This is a genomic window from Methanosarcina hadiensis (assembly GCF_046529725.1).
Taxonomy (GTDB): domain Archaea; phylum Halobacteriota; class Methanosarcinia; order Methanosarcinales; family Methanosarcinaceae; genus Methanosarcina; species Methanosarcina hadiensis.
On sequence record NZ_CP136241.1, the window covers coordinates 2,287,360 to 2,304,187 of the forward strand.

Annotated in this window: 13 protein-coding genes and 1 pseudogene; 7 read left to right on the forward strand and 7 right to left on the reverse strand. The window is 40.3% G+C overall.

Annotated elements, in window-relative coordinates; all coding sequences use genetic code 11:
- Window positions 1-33: 33 nt before the first annotated feature.
- Both RSJ42_RS09580 and tnpA read right to left on the reverse strand, forming a co-directional pair.
- Window positions 34-1,287: an RNA-guided endonuclease InsQ/TnpB family protein gene (locus RSJ42_RS09580; RefSeq protein WP_410507076.1), complete on the reverse strand. Its 1,254-nt coding sequence runs from the start codon at window positions 1,285-1,287 to the stop codon at window positions 34-36.
- Window positions 1,250-1,690, reverse strand: coding sequence for an IS200/IS605 family transposase (tnpA, locus tag RSJ42_RS09585; RefSeq protein ID WP_048106147.1), 441 nt, complete (start codon window positions 1,688-1,690; stop codon window positions 1,250-1,252). Before tnpA ends, RSJ42_RS09580 begins: the two co-directional genes overlap by 38 nt.
- Before the next feature lie 303 nt (window positions 1,691-1,993).
- Here tnpA and RSJ42_RS09590 point away from each other — a divergent pair, with 303 nt between their 5' ends.
- Window positions 1,994-2,182 (forward strand): hypothetical protein, encoded by a 189-nt coding sequence (locus tag RSJ42_RS09590; protein WP_410507077.1) that lies wholly within the window; start codon window positions 1,994-1,996, stop codon window positions 2,180-2,182.
- Between the two features lie 325 nt (window positions 2,183-2,507).
- Here RSJ42_RS09590 and RSJ42_RS09595 read toward each other — a convergent pair whose 3' ends face one another.
- Entirely contained in the window at window positions 2,508-2,735 is a 228-nt protein-coding gene (locus RSJ42_RS09595; protein ID WP_410507078.1) for an AN1-type zinc finger domain-containing protein, read from the reverse strand.
- A gap of 543 nt (window positions 2,736-3,278) precedes the next feature.
- Entirely contained in the window at window positions 3,279-3,518 is a 240-nt protein-coding gene (locus RSJ42_RS09600; RefSeq protein ID WP_410507079.1) for a hypothetical protein, read from the reverse strand.
- 5 nt (window positions 3,519-3,523) lie between these two features.
- Between RSJ42_RS09600 and RSJ42_RS09605 the strand changes: the two are divergent.
- The 4 genes and pseudogenes from RSJ42_RS09605 to mgtA all read left to right on the forward strand — a co-directional run.
- A pseudogene (locus tag RSJ42_RS09605) lies at window positions 3,524-3,698 on the forward strand (IS5/IS1182 family transposase); the annotation flags it as partial.
- 403 nt (window positions 3,699-4,101) lie between these two features.
- Window positions 4,102-5,133 (forward strand): lysylphosphatidylglycerol synthase transmembrane domain-containing protein, encoded by a 1,032-nt coding sequence (locus RSJ42_RS09610; RefSeq protein ID WP_410507080.1) that lies wholly within the window; start codon window positions 4,102-4,104, stop codon window positions 5,131-5,133.
- Between the two features lie 593 nt (window positions 5,134-5,726).
- Window positions 5,727-7,019 (forward strand): APC family permease, encoded by a 1,293-nt coding sequence (locus RSJ42_RS09615; RefSeq protein WP_410507081.1) that lies wholly within the window; start codon window positions 5,727-5,729, stop codon window positions 7,017-7,019.
- A gap of 454 nt (window positions 7,020-7,473) precedes the next feature.
- The gene (gene mgtA / locus RSJ42_RS09620; RefSeq protein ID WP_410507082.1) at window positions 7,474-10,002 is read left to right on the forward strand and encodes a magnesium-translocating P-type ATPase; all 2,529 of its coding nucleotides are present in this window, start codon (window positions 7,474-7,476) and stop codon (window positions 10,000-10,002) included.
- Window positions 10,003-10,489: 487 nt separating this feature from the next.
- On the opposite strand, the gene RSJ42_RS09625 is transcribed toward mgtA, so the two are convergent.
- Together RSJ42_RS09625 and RSJ42_RS09630 are read right to left on the reverse strand one after the other, a co-directional pair.
- Window positions 10,490-12,160 (reverse strand): catalase, encoded by a 1,671-nt coding sequence (locus tag RSJ42_RS09625; RefSeq protein WP_410510350.1) that lies wholly within the window; start codon window positions 12,158-12,160, stop codon window positions 10,490-10,492.
- A gap of 599 nt (window positions 12,161-12,759) precedes the next feature.
- On the reverse strand, window positions 12,760-13,743 hold the full coding sequence (locus RSJ42_RS09630) for an alpha/beta fold hydrolase (RefSeq protein ID WP_410507083.1): 984 nt from the start codon (window positions 13,741-13,743) through the stop codon (window positions 12,760-12,762).
- A 398-nt stretch (window positions 13,744-14,141) separates the two neighbouring features.
- On the opposite strand from RSJ42_RS09630, the gene RSJ42_RS09635 reads away from it, so the two are divergent.
- A complete protein-coding gene (locus tag RSJ42_RS09635) occupies window positions 14,142-15,791 on the forward strand; it encodes a HEAT repeat domain-containing protein (protein WP_410507084.1) in 1,650 nt (549 codons plus the stop codon).
- Window positions 15,792-15,969: 178 nt separating this feature from the next.
- Here RSJ42_RS09635 and RSJ42_RS09640 read toward each other — a convergent pair whose 3' ends face one another.
- Window positions 15,970-16,197 (reverse strand): hypothetical protein, encoded by a 228-nt coding sequence (locus RSJ42_RS09640; protein WP_410507085.1) that lies wholly within the window; start codon window positions 16,195-16,197, stop codon window positions 15,970-15,972.
- Between RSJ42_RS09640 and RSJ42_RS09645 the strand changes: the two genes are divergently transcribed.
- Window positions 16,196-16,801 carry a pentapeptide repeat-containing protein gene (locus tag RSJ42_RS09645; protein ID WP_410507086.1) on the forward strand — a complete coding sequence of 202 codons (606 nt, stop codon included), beginning with the start codon at window positions 16,196-16,198 and terminating at the stop codon, window positions 16,799-16,801. The two genes, RSJ42_RS09640 and RSJ42_RS09645, sit on opposite strands and share 2 nt — an antisense overlap.
- Window positions 16,802-16,828: the final 27 nt, after the last annotated feature.

Sequence of the window (16,828 nt, forward strand, 5' to 3'; positions counted from 1 at the left end):
CCTGATGGCGAGGACGGAGCTTCCTTCGAGTGATTATGTCATTTGGATATTTGCAGTGATGCAGGTATCCATCTGTAATCCTGTTTGTCGAAGATTATCAGAAAACTTCTGATAGCTTGTCCACAAAGCATTTTGTGATAAGAAACGCTTCATTATATTGATAGCACTATTTCTATCACGATCAATTACGTTTCCACAATCACATTTCATAGTTCTTTCCCAAAGTGGCATGTTATGTCGTGTTCCACAGATACAACACTCTTTGGATGTATAGCTTTCATCAATTCTTATTACTTTTTTACCTGCAAGCTCCGCTTTGTAGGTCAAGAATTCGATGAATCTGGAAAGATATCCTTGATTTTGTGTTGATCTGTTCTGAGAACGTTTTCTTTTTCCAGTTACTTTCTTTGACTGAGCCATACTTTTTACGTTAAGATCTCCCACGATTATTGTATTGGCTCTGGTGTTCTCGATCATTGTTTTAGAAAGTTTATGCTGGAAATCTTTAATCTGATTAGACTTCTTTGCTTCCATTTTTCTGTATGTTTTGTGTAGTCTATTCCATCTCTTGCTTCCTTTTTTACAATGATCTCTTCTGGATTTAATTGAATCTATCTTTGTATTCCAATATTGATCTGCTCTGGGTGTTTTTACTTCAAAGAATTTACCTTGAGTATTTACTGCTGTAACTATTTTTGTAATACCTAAGTCTATCGCTTGATACAAATCGTTATCAACATACTCTTTTATTGGATTTTCTTCATATGTAATTGATACATAGAAATTACCCCTACCTTTGTATGGATTATCATTATAGATTTCAATCTGCTTGATTGTCAGCAAATCAAAAGCATTTCCAATTTCGAAAGACAATGGAATTTCGTTTGCCTTATGAGAGAAACTGAGCTTTCCATTATTGATTTTGAATCCACTCTGATTATAAACCAAAGTCATAAAGTATTTTCCACTTCGAAACTTGGGGGGTCTTGCAGATTTATCCCCGTTTTTCCAGAGCGAAAAGAACGATTTATAATTAGCATCGAGCTTTTTAAGAACCGATTGCAATACTTTGGAATACACTATATTGTATTCAGGGAATTTTACTTTTAGTACTGGAAGCTGATTCTGTTGTTCTACATACTTTACACTTCTCTGTTCAGTTTTCCACGCATCTTTTCTTTCAGCTAAAGCGAAATTATAGAGGCATCTACACTGTTCAGATAGTTGCCAAAGAACATCTACCTGTTCTTCAGTCGGATTTATCTTGATCTTCTTCGTCAGATGCATATTTGCCTTGATTCTCCACATATTTTTTAAGTACGTCTAGGGTTACTTGCCCTGTCGATGCGATAAAATACGATCTTGACCAAAACGTATCTTCCCATAACATAGTCTTTACTTCAGGGAAGTTTTTACGAATCTCCCTTGAAGTTATAGTTTTGATTGTGTTGATGTATTTTGGAATATCAAGCGAAGGTTTTGCTGAAAATAATAAGTGGAAGTGATCTTTGTCACACTCGATATTCAGTACTTCAACATCGTATGTTTCACTTATGTTATGAATTTTAGTTTTAAGAAAATCGACAACTAAAGGGTTCGTTAGAGCTTTTCTTCTATATTTCACACACTGAACGAAATGATAATGGAGTGAATATACAGAATGGCTTCCACGATCTAGTTTATACTGCATAGTTATCACTATATTGATGTAACTATAAGTATAAATAATTATGCTACTGTTGTTTTGTAGAAGTTGACGGCTTTCATCCCCCACCTGTCGGGCTACGCCCTCCGAGGAAGGGGACTTCCCGCCTTAAAGTTAAATTGATAAATATTTTGATATTTTGTCCTTTAACGGTTCGATAGTTCCTGAAATATCTTTCTTACCGGCTGCAAAAATTCTCCTGCCCGATAACCGGCTCTATTCCAAGTCCATTTTATCTGTTTCAAACTCTTTTTATAGAAATACGGAGGAATATGGGAAAGGGTAAGAATGAACGGGAAAGATAAAGAGAACGAAAAAGAAGATGCAATAGGCTCTGGACTTGCAATTGGCATGTCATTAGGTTTGATAGTTGGTATTTTGATGGATAATATAGCGCTGGGAGTTGCTCTCGGACCTGCAATGGGGTTGGCTTTAGGAGCTTTATTTCAGGAAAAAAAGAAAAAAGAGAATAAGTGAAAAACAGGTATCAATGTATTTCATGTCAAATAATAAGATAGATATTGGAAGTCTATTAAAGACCTCATGCTTATTCTAACTTGCTCTGGAAATTCAACAATAACAGCAGGTTTCACTTCCTTATAATTATCTCCTGTATAATCTGTCCTCTTCGAGTTAATATTTTTAAAAAATCCGGTCATCTAGAGGGCGGTATTATAATGGACATATGTCCTCAGGCAAAATCTTAAAGGCTTGACCTGATTGTTTTACATCGACATACCTATAATATTTATGATCAGTAATCGTCATCAGTCAGCTTTTCCATTTTTTTGGCCAGATAACCTTAGTACTTCTTGACTCTTTTGTCTTTATCCATCCAAAAAATTGCATCATTTACTCTTTCTATTGGACTTTTCTTAATTCTCTTTCCAGGATTTGCTGGTTTACTAACAAGACTAATGTGCGGGCAGTTATGCATTTCAGGTATTTTATGTTCAGAACAGAATCTCTTACCACAATAATGGCAGGTAAAACCATAAGCTTCTTTCTTACCGCAGTATTCACATTCCATAGTATATCAACGCCTTAATGTGGTTTACCTTTACTGTGAAATCCATGAGTTTTTTTCCACTAAAACTGCCTTTTTCGCTGTTCCATATATGTATTTGGCTATTATTTACGTACTCTTGTGTAGCGTTTTTCCTGAAATACAGAAATTATAAACTAAATAATCCCATATTCTTTCACCAATATACTCCGATAATTAAGTTGCGAACCGTCTAACACTAAAGTAGTGAGGCTTTTCACATGTAATATTTTTTGGTGGACTATTAAACCAATGAACGTATTCAATTATATAACACAGTCTAACGCTATAAAAACGTTTGTAATTTGACAAATATGGGAGTGAAGTATGGAAAATGACTGAAAAAATGCACTCAAAAGAGATGGAAATACAGTGAATTTTCTGTAAAACAAATGAGTCTTTACAGCAAGTTGAAAATGGTTCTGGAGTATGCATATTCAACAATTTTTGAGATTTTTTAGACTAGAATATAAAATTTCCTGCGTGCACAGGTTTGTACTGTAAAACTATGTACTCTGAATATATAACTTAAAAGGTATAATAATAGTGTACAACTTTTCCTTCTCTATTCTGATATTTTCCCCAATCAAATATGAGCTGCGCTTTTTCTCTGTTTCCGAAATCCATGTGCGAAATATGCGTAAATATTATCCACGGAAGGGAAGAGAATTGATATACATCGTTTTCTACAGGTCCGGCAAAATGTCCTTTTTGATTTTCTACCGTTACGGTTGCCAGCTGTACGAACTTCTCAATCGTATCCTGCATGGTAATTTAGATTAGCCAGTGACTTTATGATATATAGTGAAAAGTTGATCACGGAAGTATTTAAAAATACGGTTAAGGCTGCTAAAGATATTGGAGTAATAGGTCTTGAGCAGAAGCATAGATGGGTCTATATTAAAAGCTTCCGCGTCAAAAAATAATGTAGTTATAACAGATGTTTTGGGAGAGTTATTGGGGAATTTTTCACAAGAGGATTAAAATCCTTAAGGAATGAATTTAATTTGGTGTTTACTACAGTCAATTTAAGAAATATATGGACTCACCTATAAAAAGAACTAAGTGAAAGAGGAAAATGAAATAAATGGAGATTTTCCTGTCGAAAAAAGGAATAAGGAATCGAATACAAATTTCATAAAGCTATAAAGTTCCAGTCTAGCTCCAGATGAGCATTATTTATTACTACAAGTAATTTTCGGACAGCCTGTTAAGGAAGAGGCATTCATGACTCCCCGCGCCCCCTGAGTAATAAATAAAAAGGGTTAGAAGCGCAAGGGATAGGAAAGCAAGGAATAGAAAGAATCAGGGATGGAAGATGAGAAGAAGCAAACAATAAAGGAAGTAGAATATGAAAGCGGAAAACAACAGTCACAGTGGCCTGATTTCTCCTCCTTTTATCCTGAAGGCAGGCCGTTCCCTTCTAACCCTTATATTTCTGGGACTGGCTGTCCACCTCATCCTCCCCCTGCTTGCCTCAGTTGAATTGTCCCTGCAAGTCATAAAAACAATGGCGTTGTGGGCCGTACTGCTGGCTGCCCTTGCCCAGGTAATGAGCTATGCAGGAATAGGTTATCTCCTGTATTCGGTTGTAGCAATAGTAGACCAGCAACTCTCAATATTTAAGGGCGCGCTGATAAACCTTGCTGCGACAAGCATGGGAATGGTGGCAGGAGGCACTTTCGGGAATGCAGCAGCTACATACTGGTGGGTACGGAAACAGGGTGTCAACGCCGAAGGCTCCGGGCTTGCAGGCACCCTTCCCACTATTTTTAACAATGCAATTTTAATGGTACTTGCAGTGGCCGGAATAATCCACCTGTTACTGGTCCACGAACTTTCTTCGCTACAGTTCTTCGCCTTCTTACTGATCCTTACCCTACTGGGACTGGGCTTTGCAGCGGTAAGCTGGGGAAAAAGCCACCGGGAAAGTTTCACCTCCGCAGCTGTAAGGATAACGGCTTCTTTTGCCCGGTTCCTGCACAAACCCTATATTTCCGGTCCAACAGAAGTCTCGGTAAGCCGTATGTTTTCGGCACTTGACACGCTTGACAATGGGGGCTGGAAACGGCTGACTCTGGGATCCGCACTTTCCACAGGTTTTGATATGCTGACTCTTTACTTCTTCTTTATAGCTGCAGGCCATCCCGTAGGGCCCTCAGTTCTGCTTGTGGGGTATGGTCTCCCCCTGCTCTTCGGAAAAATGACTTTTCTTATACCCGGAGGAGTTGGAATTGTGGAAAGCACTATGGTAGCCCTGTATACAGGGCTTGGGGTACCAGGTTCAACTGCGGTTGTTGTTGTACTCGGCTACAGGGTATTTTCGTTCTGGATTCCAACGCTAATAGGATTCCCAGTAGCTTTTTACCTGCAGAGAGTATGAAGTCGCACAAATTTCCGTAAAAATTTCTACTATTCGATTCGGATATTTTCCTTATCTTTCCAGCTGCGCAGAATACTGGATTAAACCACAATTTCTACGCAGGTATCCAGTGTTACTTAGGGCATAAGTCCTATTACATTCCTCCCTGCAGGATCGGGAACCATTATCCTTCGGCTCCGGCATATTACTGTAAAGCAATCCTTTGAGCAAGATGACAACACCTATAGTACGGCATTTTCCATTGTGAAAAAAAGAACCACCCTCTTTTATCAGAAGCTTCATCGACCTGCGGACCCTCTCGAGCGGTTCGGAGATATAATAATAAGAAAAAAATATGATTTGGGCGACTAGATTTTTCAAGTGGTAACTTGAATAAGGATAAGAATGAATTGAATTAAGACTTATACAGGCAGTCCCAAAACTACATTTGACTCTACAATCAGGATAAAATATTCTACAATAAGATTAATTTATACCTTAATTTCTGAATAATTTCCTATACAAATGTAACCTATACGAATTTAAAGCCAAAATTGCCCAGTACCCAGGTAGAAATGGTCGAGTTTTAAGATAGCTGTAAATCAGAGGTTTTTATGCCTGAAAACAAATCAATGGGGCTCTATGCTACAACTTCAATAGGCATTGGGGCTATGATTGGAGCCGGGATTTTTTCTATTTTCGGGACAGCTGTCCAGATTTCTGGAAACGCGGTATACATCTCTTTTATCATTGCAGGAATTATTGCCCTTCTAAACGCTTATTCTTATGCAAAACTTGCAGTTATATATCATTCTGCTGGAGGACCTGTAGAGTTTCTTCTGAAAGGGTTTGGGGACGGAGTTTTAACGGGAGGGCTCAACCTTCTGCTCTGGGTGGGCTATGTTTTCGGGCTTTCTCTGTATGCAAAAAGTTTTTCGTACTATGCAGTAACCTTCCTGCCCCCAGGCCCGGCCCCAATATGGGCCAATATCTTTGCCACAGCAATAGTACTTTTCTTTACTGCCATTAATTTCATAGGATCAAAAGCTGTTGGAAAGTCGGAAATTTTTATTGTTTCAATAAAAGTTGGCTTCCTGATTCTTTTCGCCGCTGCTGGCATTCTATACATGAATCCGGGAAACCTCACCATTTCTGCCTGGCCAGGTTCTAAAAACGTCTTTTTCGGTGCAGGAATGGTATTTCTTGCATACCAGGGATTTGGATTGATAACCAACGCTGCAGAAGATATAAAGAACCCGGAAAAAACCATTCCGAGAGCCCTTTATCTGAGTGTTGCGCTCGTAATTTTGATTTACGTATCCGTTAGCCTTGCTGTGCTGGGTAACCTTTCTGTTCCTGAGATCGAAAGTGCAAAGGACTATGCTCTTGCAGCTGCTGCAAAGCCTTTCCTTGGTAATCTCGGCTTCAAAATAATGGCTTTTGCTGCCCTATTTTCGACATCTTCTGCAATCAATGCCTCGCTTTACGGAGGTGCAAATGTAAGTTATATGCTTGCAAAAGATGGAGAATTACCCGAATTTTTTGAGAGGAAAGTCTGGAACAGAAGCCAGGAAGGGCTTTTCATTACATCAGGTCTGGTTGTCCTCTGCGCAAATCTTCTCCAGCTTGAAGGAATCGGCATGCTCGCAAGCGCTTCCTTGCTAATAAACTATATAGCAGTTAACATCTCCCACCTCCGCCTTTTAAAGGAAACCGGAGCAAAATCCTATCTGATATGGATTTCGCTTCTGAGCAGCCTTATTTTCTTTGGGGTGCTGGCATACTATGAGCTCGTAAATTCAAAACTAACTCTGGAATTACTGGTAATTATAATTCTTTTCTGCTTTTCTATCGAATGGATTTACAGGAGTTTATCGGGTAGATCAATAAAAAAGAGAATAAACTAATCAAGTAAAAACACTTGGAAATAGCATCAACCGAATAATAGAGACGACCGAATTACTAATTGTAAGGATAATTTATTCTATTTGATTTATTTATATCTCCATTATCTAAATATAAAGAAACCAACAAAATCTGTTTGCTCTGAATGCAAAAAAGCGATTGTCTTTTCGATCTTCGAGGAGAAATGAAGAGTGATAATGGAAAAAGAACAGATAATGGAAAAAGAACAGATAATGGAAAAAGAAGAGGCTTTTTATTATTTTCGAAATTTTAATTGATTGCAATCAATCGTCAGTGGAATTAATGGTAATTTCTTGTGATCCCGGAAGATATCAAGAAAGTCTCGAAATCTTCCAAACCATATAGAACAAATGAAAGGAACTTGATACACCCCTGATGGTTCGGAGATCTGAGAATATAAAAGACAGATAAGCAGGTAAATAAGGAGAAAGCCGATTGGCCAATGAAGAGAAGAAGCTTACATTCTGGAGTTCTCCCGCATCTGATATGTTACAGGAACTCCAAACAACGGCTGAAGGTCTGAAGAGCTCCGAAAGCAGTGAACGCTTTAAAAAATACGGGGCTAACATTCTCAAACCAAAAAAACGGTCCGATACTCTTACACTTCTGTTTTCGCAATTTAAAAGTCCGATTACCCTTATTCTCCTTTTTGCAGCCGGACTGGCTTTTTTCCTTCACGAACCGACAGACACCATAATCATCGCGGCTATTATTCTGATTAGCAGTTTGCTTGGATTCTGGCAGGAAAAGGGAGCTGCTGATGCCTTTGAAAAACTGCTCGCAACAGTACAAATAAAAGCTGCAGTGCTCAGGGACGGTGAAGAGACAGAAATCTCTGTGGAAGAGATCGTGCCAGGAGACATAATAATCCTCAATGCAGGAGACATGATTCCTGCAGATTGCCTTATTCTGGACTCAAATGACCTTTTTGTTAACGAATCGACTCTAACGGGAGAGACATATCCCATAGAAAAAACAGCCGGCGTATTGAAAGCAGAAACTCCGCTTGCAAAGCGCACAAATTCGCTCTGGATGGGAACCAGTGTGATCAGCGGCACTGGAAAAGTGCTGGCAGTTTCCACAGGAAAGGGGACTGAGTTTGGAAAAATATCAGACAGATTAAAACTCCGCCCCCCGGAGACGGAATTTGAAAAGGGGATTTCACACTTCGGATACTTTCTAATGGAAGTTACGATGCTGATGGTAATAACAATATTTGCGATCAATATCTATTTCCACCGCTCAATCCTTGACTCTTTACTTTTCTCACTGGCTCTTGCAGTGGGGCTGACCCCTCAGCTTCTGCCTGCAATTATAAGTGTTAACCTTTCTCACGGCGCAAGAGATATGGCGCAAAAAAAGGTGATTGTCAAGAGGCTGGCTTCTATTGAAAACCTCGGAAGCATGAATATTCTCTGCTCTGACAAGACCGGCACTCTGACCGAAGGGGAGCTGCAACTCCATTCCTATCAGGACCTCGAAGGAGAACAGAATGAAAAGCTCCTGCTTTATGCCATTCTCAATGCCTACTACCAGAAAGGCTTTGAGAACCCTATCGACAGGGCAATCCTGGAACAGAATAAATTTGATCTGACTTTGTATGGAAAACTGGACGAAATCCCTTATGATTTCATACGTAAACGGTTAAGTATTCTTGTCTCAAAAACCGGGAATAACCTGATGATAACCAAGGGTGCGCTCTCGAGTATTCTTGAAATTTGCTCCCTGGCAGAGATTGAACCTGGGAAATCCGTAGAAATTTCCGGGTTAAAGGAACGAATCGAACAGCAGTTTGAGGAGTTCAGCGAAAAGGGATTTCGAACTCTGGGAGTTGCATACAGAGAAATGGGTCAGCAGAAAATTATTAAAAAGGAACAGGAAACAGGGATGACCTTTCTCGGTTTCCTCTTCTTATTTGACCCACCAAAGCCAGACATTATAAAAACGATAGAAAGCATGGAGCAACTTGGAATTTCTCTGAAGGTAATTACAGGAGACAACAGGTTTGTGGCTGCCAATATCAGCCGGGAAATAGGGCTTAAGAACTCAAGGATTATAACCGGAAGCGAACTTGATAAGATGAGCAGCGAAGCCCTGATGAAGCAGGTAAACGATACTGATGTCTTTGCCGAGGTAGAGCCGAGACAGAAAGAGCATATTATCCTTGCACTCAAGAAAAATGGAAACGTCGTCGGATATATGGGAGACGGCATTAATGACGCTTCTGCTCTTCATGCAGCAGATGCAGGAATCTCGGTTGACAGTGCTGCAGATGTCGCCAAAGATGCTGCAGATATTGTGCTGATGGAAAAAAGCCTTGATGCACTTGTTGAGGGGGTAAATGAGGGACGGAAAACCTTTGCCAATACCCTGAAGTACATCTTTATGGCTACCAGTGCCAATTTCGGGAACATGTTCAGCATGGCAGGAGCATCTCTTTTCTTGCCTTTCCTTCCCCTGCTGCCTACACAGATCCTGTTAATCAACTTATTGACAGATTTTCCGGAAATGACCATAGCCACAGACGCAGTAGATAGGGAGATGGTCGAAAAGCCTCGCAGGTGGGATATAGGTTTTATCCGCAAGTTTATGCTGGTATTTGGCATTACCAGTTCGGTATTCGACTACCTGACCTTCGGTGTTCTGTTTCTCCTCCTGCCTGGTATGACAGAGCGATTCAGAACTGGCTGGTTTGTGGAATCCGTTATTTCGGCATCCATGATAGTACTGGTAATCAGGAGTAGAAAACCCTTCTTCAGGAGCACGCCCGGAAAATACCTGCTAGCATCTACCCTGCTTGTAGGAGGCCTGACTCTTTGCTTCCCATTTACTTCTCTTGCAGCCCTTTTTGGCTTCAAACCTCTCCCGATTTCAGTGATCTTAATTATTATAGCCATAGTAGGACTGTACATCCTTACGGCTGAGATAATAAAGAAAATTTTTTACAAAAGAATAAAATTTTGAGCTCAACTATACTGAGCCTGCAGGTGATTTTCAATCCTTCTAGTAGTCACTCAGGTTTCCCTATCTTGATAGCCTGCCCTGTCCGGCAGGAAAAGAGTGAAAATTACAATCACAGATCAAAACTTAAAGTAACCAGGGAGGATGTTAATGAGTTTTTTAGTATGCTGAATAAAAATGCAAGTTCCCAGCCCTAATTTGGCAGATCCTTCTAATTAATACAGTATTTTCTTACACAAAACACACTGAATCGACAAGTTACATTTTGATATAAAAAATAATGTTAAAATTAAGTTGAAATTGATGACAGCTATGCTCCCATCAGGACTAAAAAAAGTTAATGGTTACCATACGTCAAAAAGCATTAAAAAAAGGAATTATCAGGTCTATGAGGGCTAAGAATTATTTCAGCTATATTCGAACCTGTAAATTTGTCTATCCCTCTTTAGACCTGATAGTACCGCTAATTTTACATTTAATTATTCAATAGTTACAAAAGCCAGGGATCGTTTTCGGGTTCAATGTAAGGATCGCCGTTAGTATCAATCTCCCTGCACGAATCCTTTTTCATTGTAGGTTGATTTAATTCAGGGTGTTTATTGTTTGCTTCATAATTAGCTTCTCTTGAAGTACGTGCTGGCAAATTTAAATCAACGGTTGAGATATCAATTTCCAATGCTTTTGCAACACCTTCACCATATTTAGGATCCGCCTGATAGCAATTGTAGATATGCCTGTGCTTGATTTGAAGGGTAGAATCACCCATATTTCTGGCGGTATTTTCAAACAAAACCTGCTGCTGATCAGGAGTCATGGCTCTGAATAACTCTCCTGGCTGGGTGTAATAATCACTGTCATCTTCTCTGAAATCATATCTCAGGATATCGGTTGATCCTGTTTTTTCAACCGGGAGTGCATATTGAGGCTGGTCTTTCCAGTTTCCATAACTATTGGGTTCATAATGCAGCTGGCTTCCTCTATTGCCATCAACCCTCATCTGCCCGTCCCTATGGAAGCTTTGATAGTTTTTAACGCCCTGAGGAGAATTCACAGGTATCTGGTGGTGGTTTACACCCAATCTGTACCTCTGTGCATCCCCGTAAGAGAACAGACGCCCCTGCAACATGCGGTCAGGGGAGAAACTGATTCCTGGGACCACGTTAGCCGGTGAAAAGGCAGCCTGTTCCACGTCTGCAAAATAGTTTTCAGGATTTTTGTTTAACTCAAATTCACCAACCGGGATCAGTGGAAAATCCTTTTTATGCCACATTTTGGTCAGGTCAAAGGGGTTATTCTTCATAGAATTTGCCTGTTCCTCTGTCATAACCTGTATATACATTTTCCATTTTGGGAACTTGCCTTTTTCAATGGCTTCGTAAAGGTCTCTTTGATGGCTTTCACGGTCCATTCCGACAACTATTGCAGCTTCCTGGTCTGTGAGGTTTTTTATACCCTGCTGTGACCTGAAATGGAACCTTACCCATACGCGTTCATTGTTTTTGTTTATCAAACTGTAAGCATGACTGCTAAACCCATGCATGTGCCTGTAAGAAGAAGGTAGTCCACGGTCACCCATAATGATAGTTACCTGCAGCAGGGCTTCGGGTAAAGATGTCCAGAAGTCCCAGTTAGTATTTGCGCTGCGCATATTGGTACGCGGGTCACGTTTAACAGCGTGGTTCAGGTCAGGAAACTTCAAAGGGTCCCTGAAAAAGAATACAGGCGTGTTGTTCCCTACCATGTCCCAGTTGCCTTCTTCGGTGTAAAACTTTAAAGCAAAACCGCGGATATCACGCTCTGCATCAGCTGCTCCACGCTCGCCAGCTACAGTAGAAAAGCGTGCAAACATTTTGGTTTGTTTTCCTATTTCAGAAAATATGGCTGCTCTGGTGTAACTGGTTATATCATGCGTTACGGTAAACGTCCCAAACGCTCCCGAACCTTTTGCATGCATCCTGCGCTCCGGAATTACTTCCCTGTCAAAATGTGCTAATTTTTCCAGAAACCAGATATCCTGGAGCATAAGAGGTCCGCGTCTACCGCCTGTCATGCTGTCCTGATTGCTTTCCACCGGAGCTCCTGCTACTGTAGTTAATTCAGTAGTGTCCCCCACTGTCTGGTTTCTGCTTGGGAGCGGCTCACCTAAATCATTTTTATCCATTGGATTCTTACAGTTGTCGCCTTTCATAAGATACCCTCAACTATATGTTTCATGCAACTATTTTGTTAACATTAGACCTCATCAAGCCCATCAGAAAAAAATCATTTAGCAGAATTCAAACATGTAAATTATTTCTTCCCCGCAGGCCTGATAAAGCCTCAAAACCTTTTCCCCTGTAAAGGCAAATGCTTTTACTGTTTCTTTACTATGAATACAATTTAAACCATATATTATCTCTGGTTAACATTTATTGTGAAATCTTTGTCCATCTTTATGCAGCGCCAATGTTGTTATTTATGTTGTTATTTTTCAGTTCACCCCCGTACTGTAATATTAATGCTTTATAAACAGGCTTTACATTAAATCTGAAACCCAAGTATTCTGGAGATATAACTTTAGGAAAAGTAAAAATAAGTGAAATAGAGGCCAGTAATAGAAGCCCGTTATCATTTTCTTCTCGCTTCTAAAATAATCCCATAGTGCAACTAAAGGAGATCTTCCCATATCTCAGACTGCCAATCCCAAGCAGTTTTGGAAAAGGTTAGTTGAAGAAAGGGTTAGTTGAAGAAAGGGTTAGTTGAATGTCCAGGTCAATGCAGTTAATAAGCGGATTCGTTTAGAAATTCTTTCACAAGCACCCTTGTCCCGTTCATTTGAGATAACATTCCATGACCTCCGGTATCATATAATACAAGCTGCGATTGGTTTATTTTACTGTGAGCATTTTCCGCATGTTTGTAACTTACCAGCGCATCATCTTTGGCATGGATAATTAATGTCGGTGCACTGAGATTGCCTGTGGGTACGGTATAAAATTCAATCATTTTTTCATCGTTTACTGTGCCTTTATACCTTTGAGACATTGGGTGCATTATATCAAGCATTTCCTGTGCCAGTTCTTTCTGTTCCGGATTAAATGTTTCGTATACCTGTGGTGGGATTCCCATCAGGTTTAGAATTGCAGGTTGAAAAAATCTTGTGAAGAGCCAGTATACGTAATCAGATTGCTGGATAATGTGAATAATACTAACATAAAAAGGGTCCTGGTCGCCTGGTGCCGGGCCCATGCTTACGGCAGAAATCAATATCAATGCCGAGCATCTGTCAGGATAGTCGTTTGCAAACTGAGTGGCTGACGGACCTCCGGCTGATACTCCAACAACAATTATTTTATCTATGTTTAAATTGTCCAGAAGAGTTTTATAAGCAGCAGCCTGCGACTCAATTGAAGCATTATCCGGAATGGATGACCGAAGATAGCCATATCGTGAAACAGAGATAAATTTATACCCGTCCCCGAAAAATACTTTGCCGGCCCAGAGTCCCTGATCATAACCTCCTCCTGCGCCATGCAGCAGTAAGACAGGCATTCCTTCTCCCTCTACGGTGTACTCAATATCCCCATATTCTGTTTTCAAAATAGTACTGTTAGCAAGCAATTGCTTTTCTGCTTCCGTCATAGTCTCGTGGTAATTCGGATAAGTTAGAGCAATCAGAATAACAATTAGAATAGCAGTTGAACAAATAAAAAATGCCAGTATAATCAGTAAAATATTCCTGCTTCTTTTCTTAACTTCTTTCAAGAATATCACTTCTAATTTGTGATCACTATACCCCGGAATTAAATCAAGGCAGATTTGCAACCCTGAATATCTCACTTTTGAATACTGTTCAGCAATTCATTTCCCAGCAACATTCCAACCATTTAATGGAGAATTCTCCATACGATATCCCATAACTCGCCCTCTAGTTAATCATTCCGACTTTCTATACAAAACTAAAAAATGTAGATCATGATTAAAAATTTGTCTCCTGTTTCTGGTCTTTCAAAATTAATTGCAGCTTTATTATTTATTGGGAATAAATAGACATTTATTTAAATGACAATTCCAGTTTATTTGATAACTTAAACTCTTTTGAAGAATACGTCAGTATGAAGAAGGTGAAGGAGAAAGAGAGACGGAAAAAGGAGAAAAAAGGAATGACAGGGGAAAGAGAAATGAGAAGCGAGGACAGGATCGAACGTGAGAAGGTTAAAGAAAAAGGACTGGGAATATCCGCCTTTAGTTTCCTGGGGCCTGCAAATGACAGGGACGAATATCTGAGAAAAGATTCGGAAGAAACTCTTGCAAGATCATACCCAGGTCTTCCGGAAAAAGAGAAAATTATAGAAGAGCTCCTTAGACTCAGTTCGGATCCGGACCCGCAGATAAGAAGAGGTGCAATCGATTCTCTTCTTACTATTTATTCGGCAAAATCAGGCAAAGAACAGGACATATGGAACGAACTTCTAAAAATGTCTGGTGATACAGACACAGGTGTTAGAAAGGGTGCTGCAAGCATGCTTTCGCGTGCCTTTCCGGTTGTTGAGGAAAAGTCTGCCGTTTTTTCTAACCTTGTAAAGCTTATTGAGAGCCAGGACGCCCATCTCAGGAAGAAAGCTGCAGAGCTTTTTACTGCCGCATTTGCATACTCAGATGATAAGCAAAAAGCATGGGACGATCTTTTGAGGCTTACATCCGCTGAAGACAGGGAGGTAAGAAAAGGGGCTGTACTTGCTCTTTCGTCAGGCTATTCAAAGGTTCCGGATAAAAGAAAAGTCTGGAGCGACCTTATCAGGCTTTCAGCTCATGGCGATAACTTTGTTCAGAGGACAGCAACAAAAACTCTTGGACCTGCCTTTTTTTATGTGCCTGATAAAACAGAGGCATGGAAAGATTTGCAGGTTCTTATTGATAACCCCTATATCTACGTCCGTATGTACGCACTTCGGTCCCTTGGAAAAGCTTCCCTCTGGAGGGCTCTCCATGCTGAAAACGAAGCTGCTTACCTTTTCGGGCTTAAAGAGGCAGTCAAATATTTTAAAGATTCGGCTGAAGCCTCTACCCACACTGTTATTCCCGAATTATACTATCCCTTTTACAATGCTCTCTTACAGATCCTTTTCGGGAAAAGGTCTTCAGGACCTGAAAGCGATCGATATGTTTCAGAGATAACCCATGAGACCAGGTGTCTGGAAGAAGACCAGAGGCTCCTCAAAATTATGGAAGAATTTTCAGAGCTCCTTTTAGCAGCAGGAAATCTGACTGCCGGAGATTTGCCTGCCCGGAAGGAGCTTCTTGAGACCTGCATTGAGACTTTTGAGAGAGCTTCAGAGCTTCTGGATATTGTGGAAGAAGGCGCTATTCTTGAGCAGAAAAACCTGAGAAAAGAGTGTTCAATAACAGGAAAAGTGGTTACGGAACATAAGCTAAAAGAGGTTCTTTCCGGAATAAGGTATAAAGCAAGAACAGCATGCTTTAAGGCAAAAGGCAAGCCTACGGAAAAAATTACATGTGCTGTAAATCAGAGGGTCAAAACATGGAGTTTCGAGGATCTTGAAAAAGATAGAAAAGAACTTGACAGGCAGCTTGAGTCTTTGCTTGGCACTCTTAGAACTCAGATCCCCTTTATCCCCGAAAACACGTATATTTTTAAGAAGCTTGATGATATCAGTCAGGAACAGCGCCTTCTTGAACGCTACAGGCAAGTTAGTAGATTATTAAGCCTGATACCCGGAGCCAGGATGTATTCAAGAACCTCAGGTAAAAAAATCCAGAGGATAGGGTATGAAAAAGGGATGCTTTATTAAGATCCGCAGTTCCGGGACTTTCTGACTATGAAAGGCAGTAAACTTATCTTTTGCTTTCCGGCAGTAGCATCTGGTGGACCAGAAAGATGGAGACGGAGATAAAAGTCAGGTTCAGTATTATCGCTAAAATCTCTCCTTCACTGCTAAAATCTCTCCTCCACTTTTACTCTGCCTCCATTTATATCAGACACTTCACTGCTGTCCTGATTCTTAAGTTTCTTCTTAAGTTTCGTCCAAGCCATTCTTCAATGAGAAGTGCAAATACTTCAAATCTGAACTTATCCTCAGCTATAACCTGAGGTCCTCTCTTACTATAGGCTTGCCTGCCAGTGAGTAAGTCCTGGCTAGTTTGTAAGTCCTGTATAGCATCATCCTTTGAAACCTCAATATCTGGAGACGCAAGCATGCTGGAAACCAGAATTCTAACCTCACAATCTGATGACAATTTTATAGAACGTATGCGCTTTGAAGGCGAGATGCTTTCGGATGTCGATATCACAAGGATAGAATTTGAATCTGTACAGTTTATACAATGCCAGTTCATCAAATGCGATTTTTCAAAAGCCAGCTTTTACAATTCGGTGTTTGATAACTGCAATTTTGCGAATTGCACTTTTACGGAAAGCTACTGGAAAGGCTCAAAAATATTAACGTGCAAGGGCGATGGCAGCAACTTCAGCAAGAGCCACATAAAAGAAACCTCGTTAATAGATGGTTCTTTTCGATATGCGGATTTTTCAAGTTCCGTACTGGAGAACTGCACCATTCGCGACTGCAATTTCACGGAAGCCTTCTTATCCGAAATTCGGTTAAAGAAGCCCACGCTGAAAGCGGTTAATTTCACTGGAGCGGATTTCTTTAAAACCTTACTCAAAGACATCGACTTATCGGATTGTATCATTGACGGGATCACAGTATCCGATACACGCAACGAACTCAGAGGGACTATAGTCAATGCCGGGCAAGCAATAGAACTTGCTGTGCGGACTCTGGGAATAAAAATTGTCTGAAAATAAATGTTACCGCTTCCGAATTTT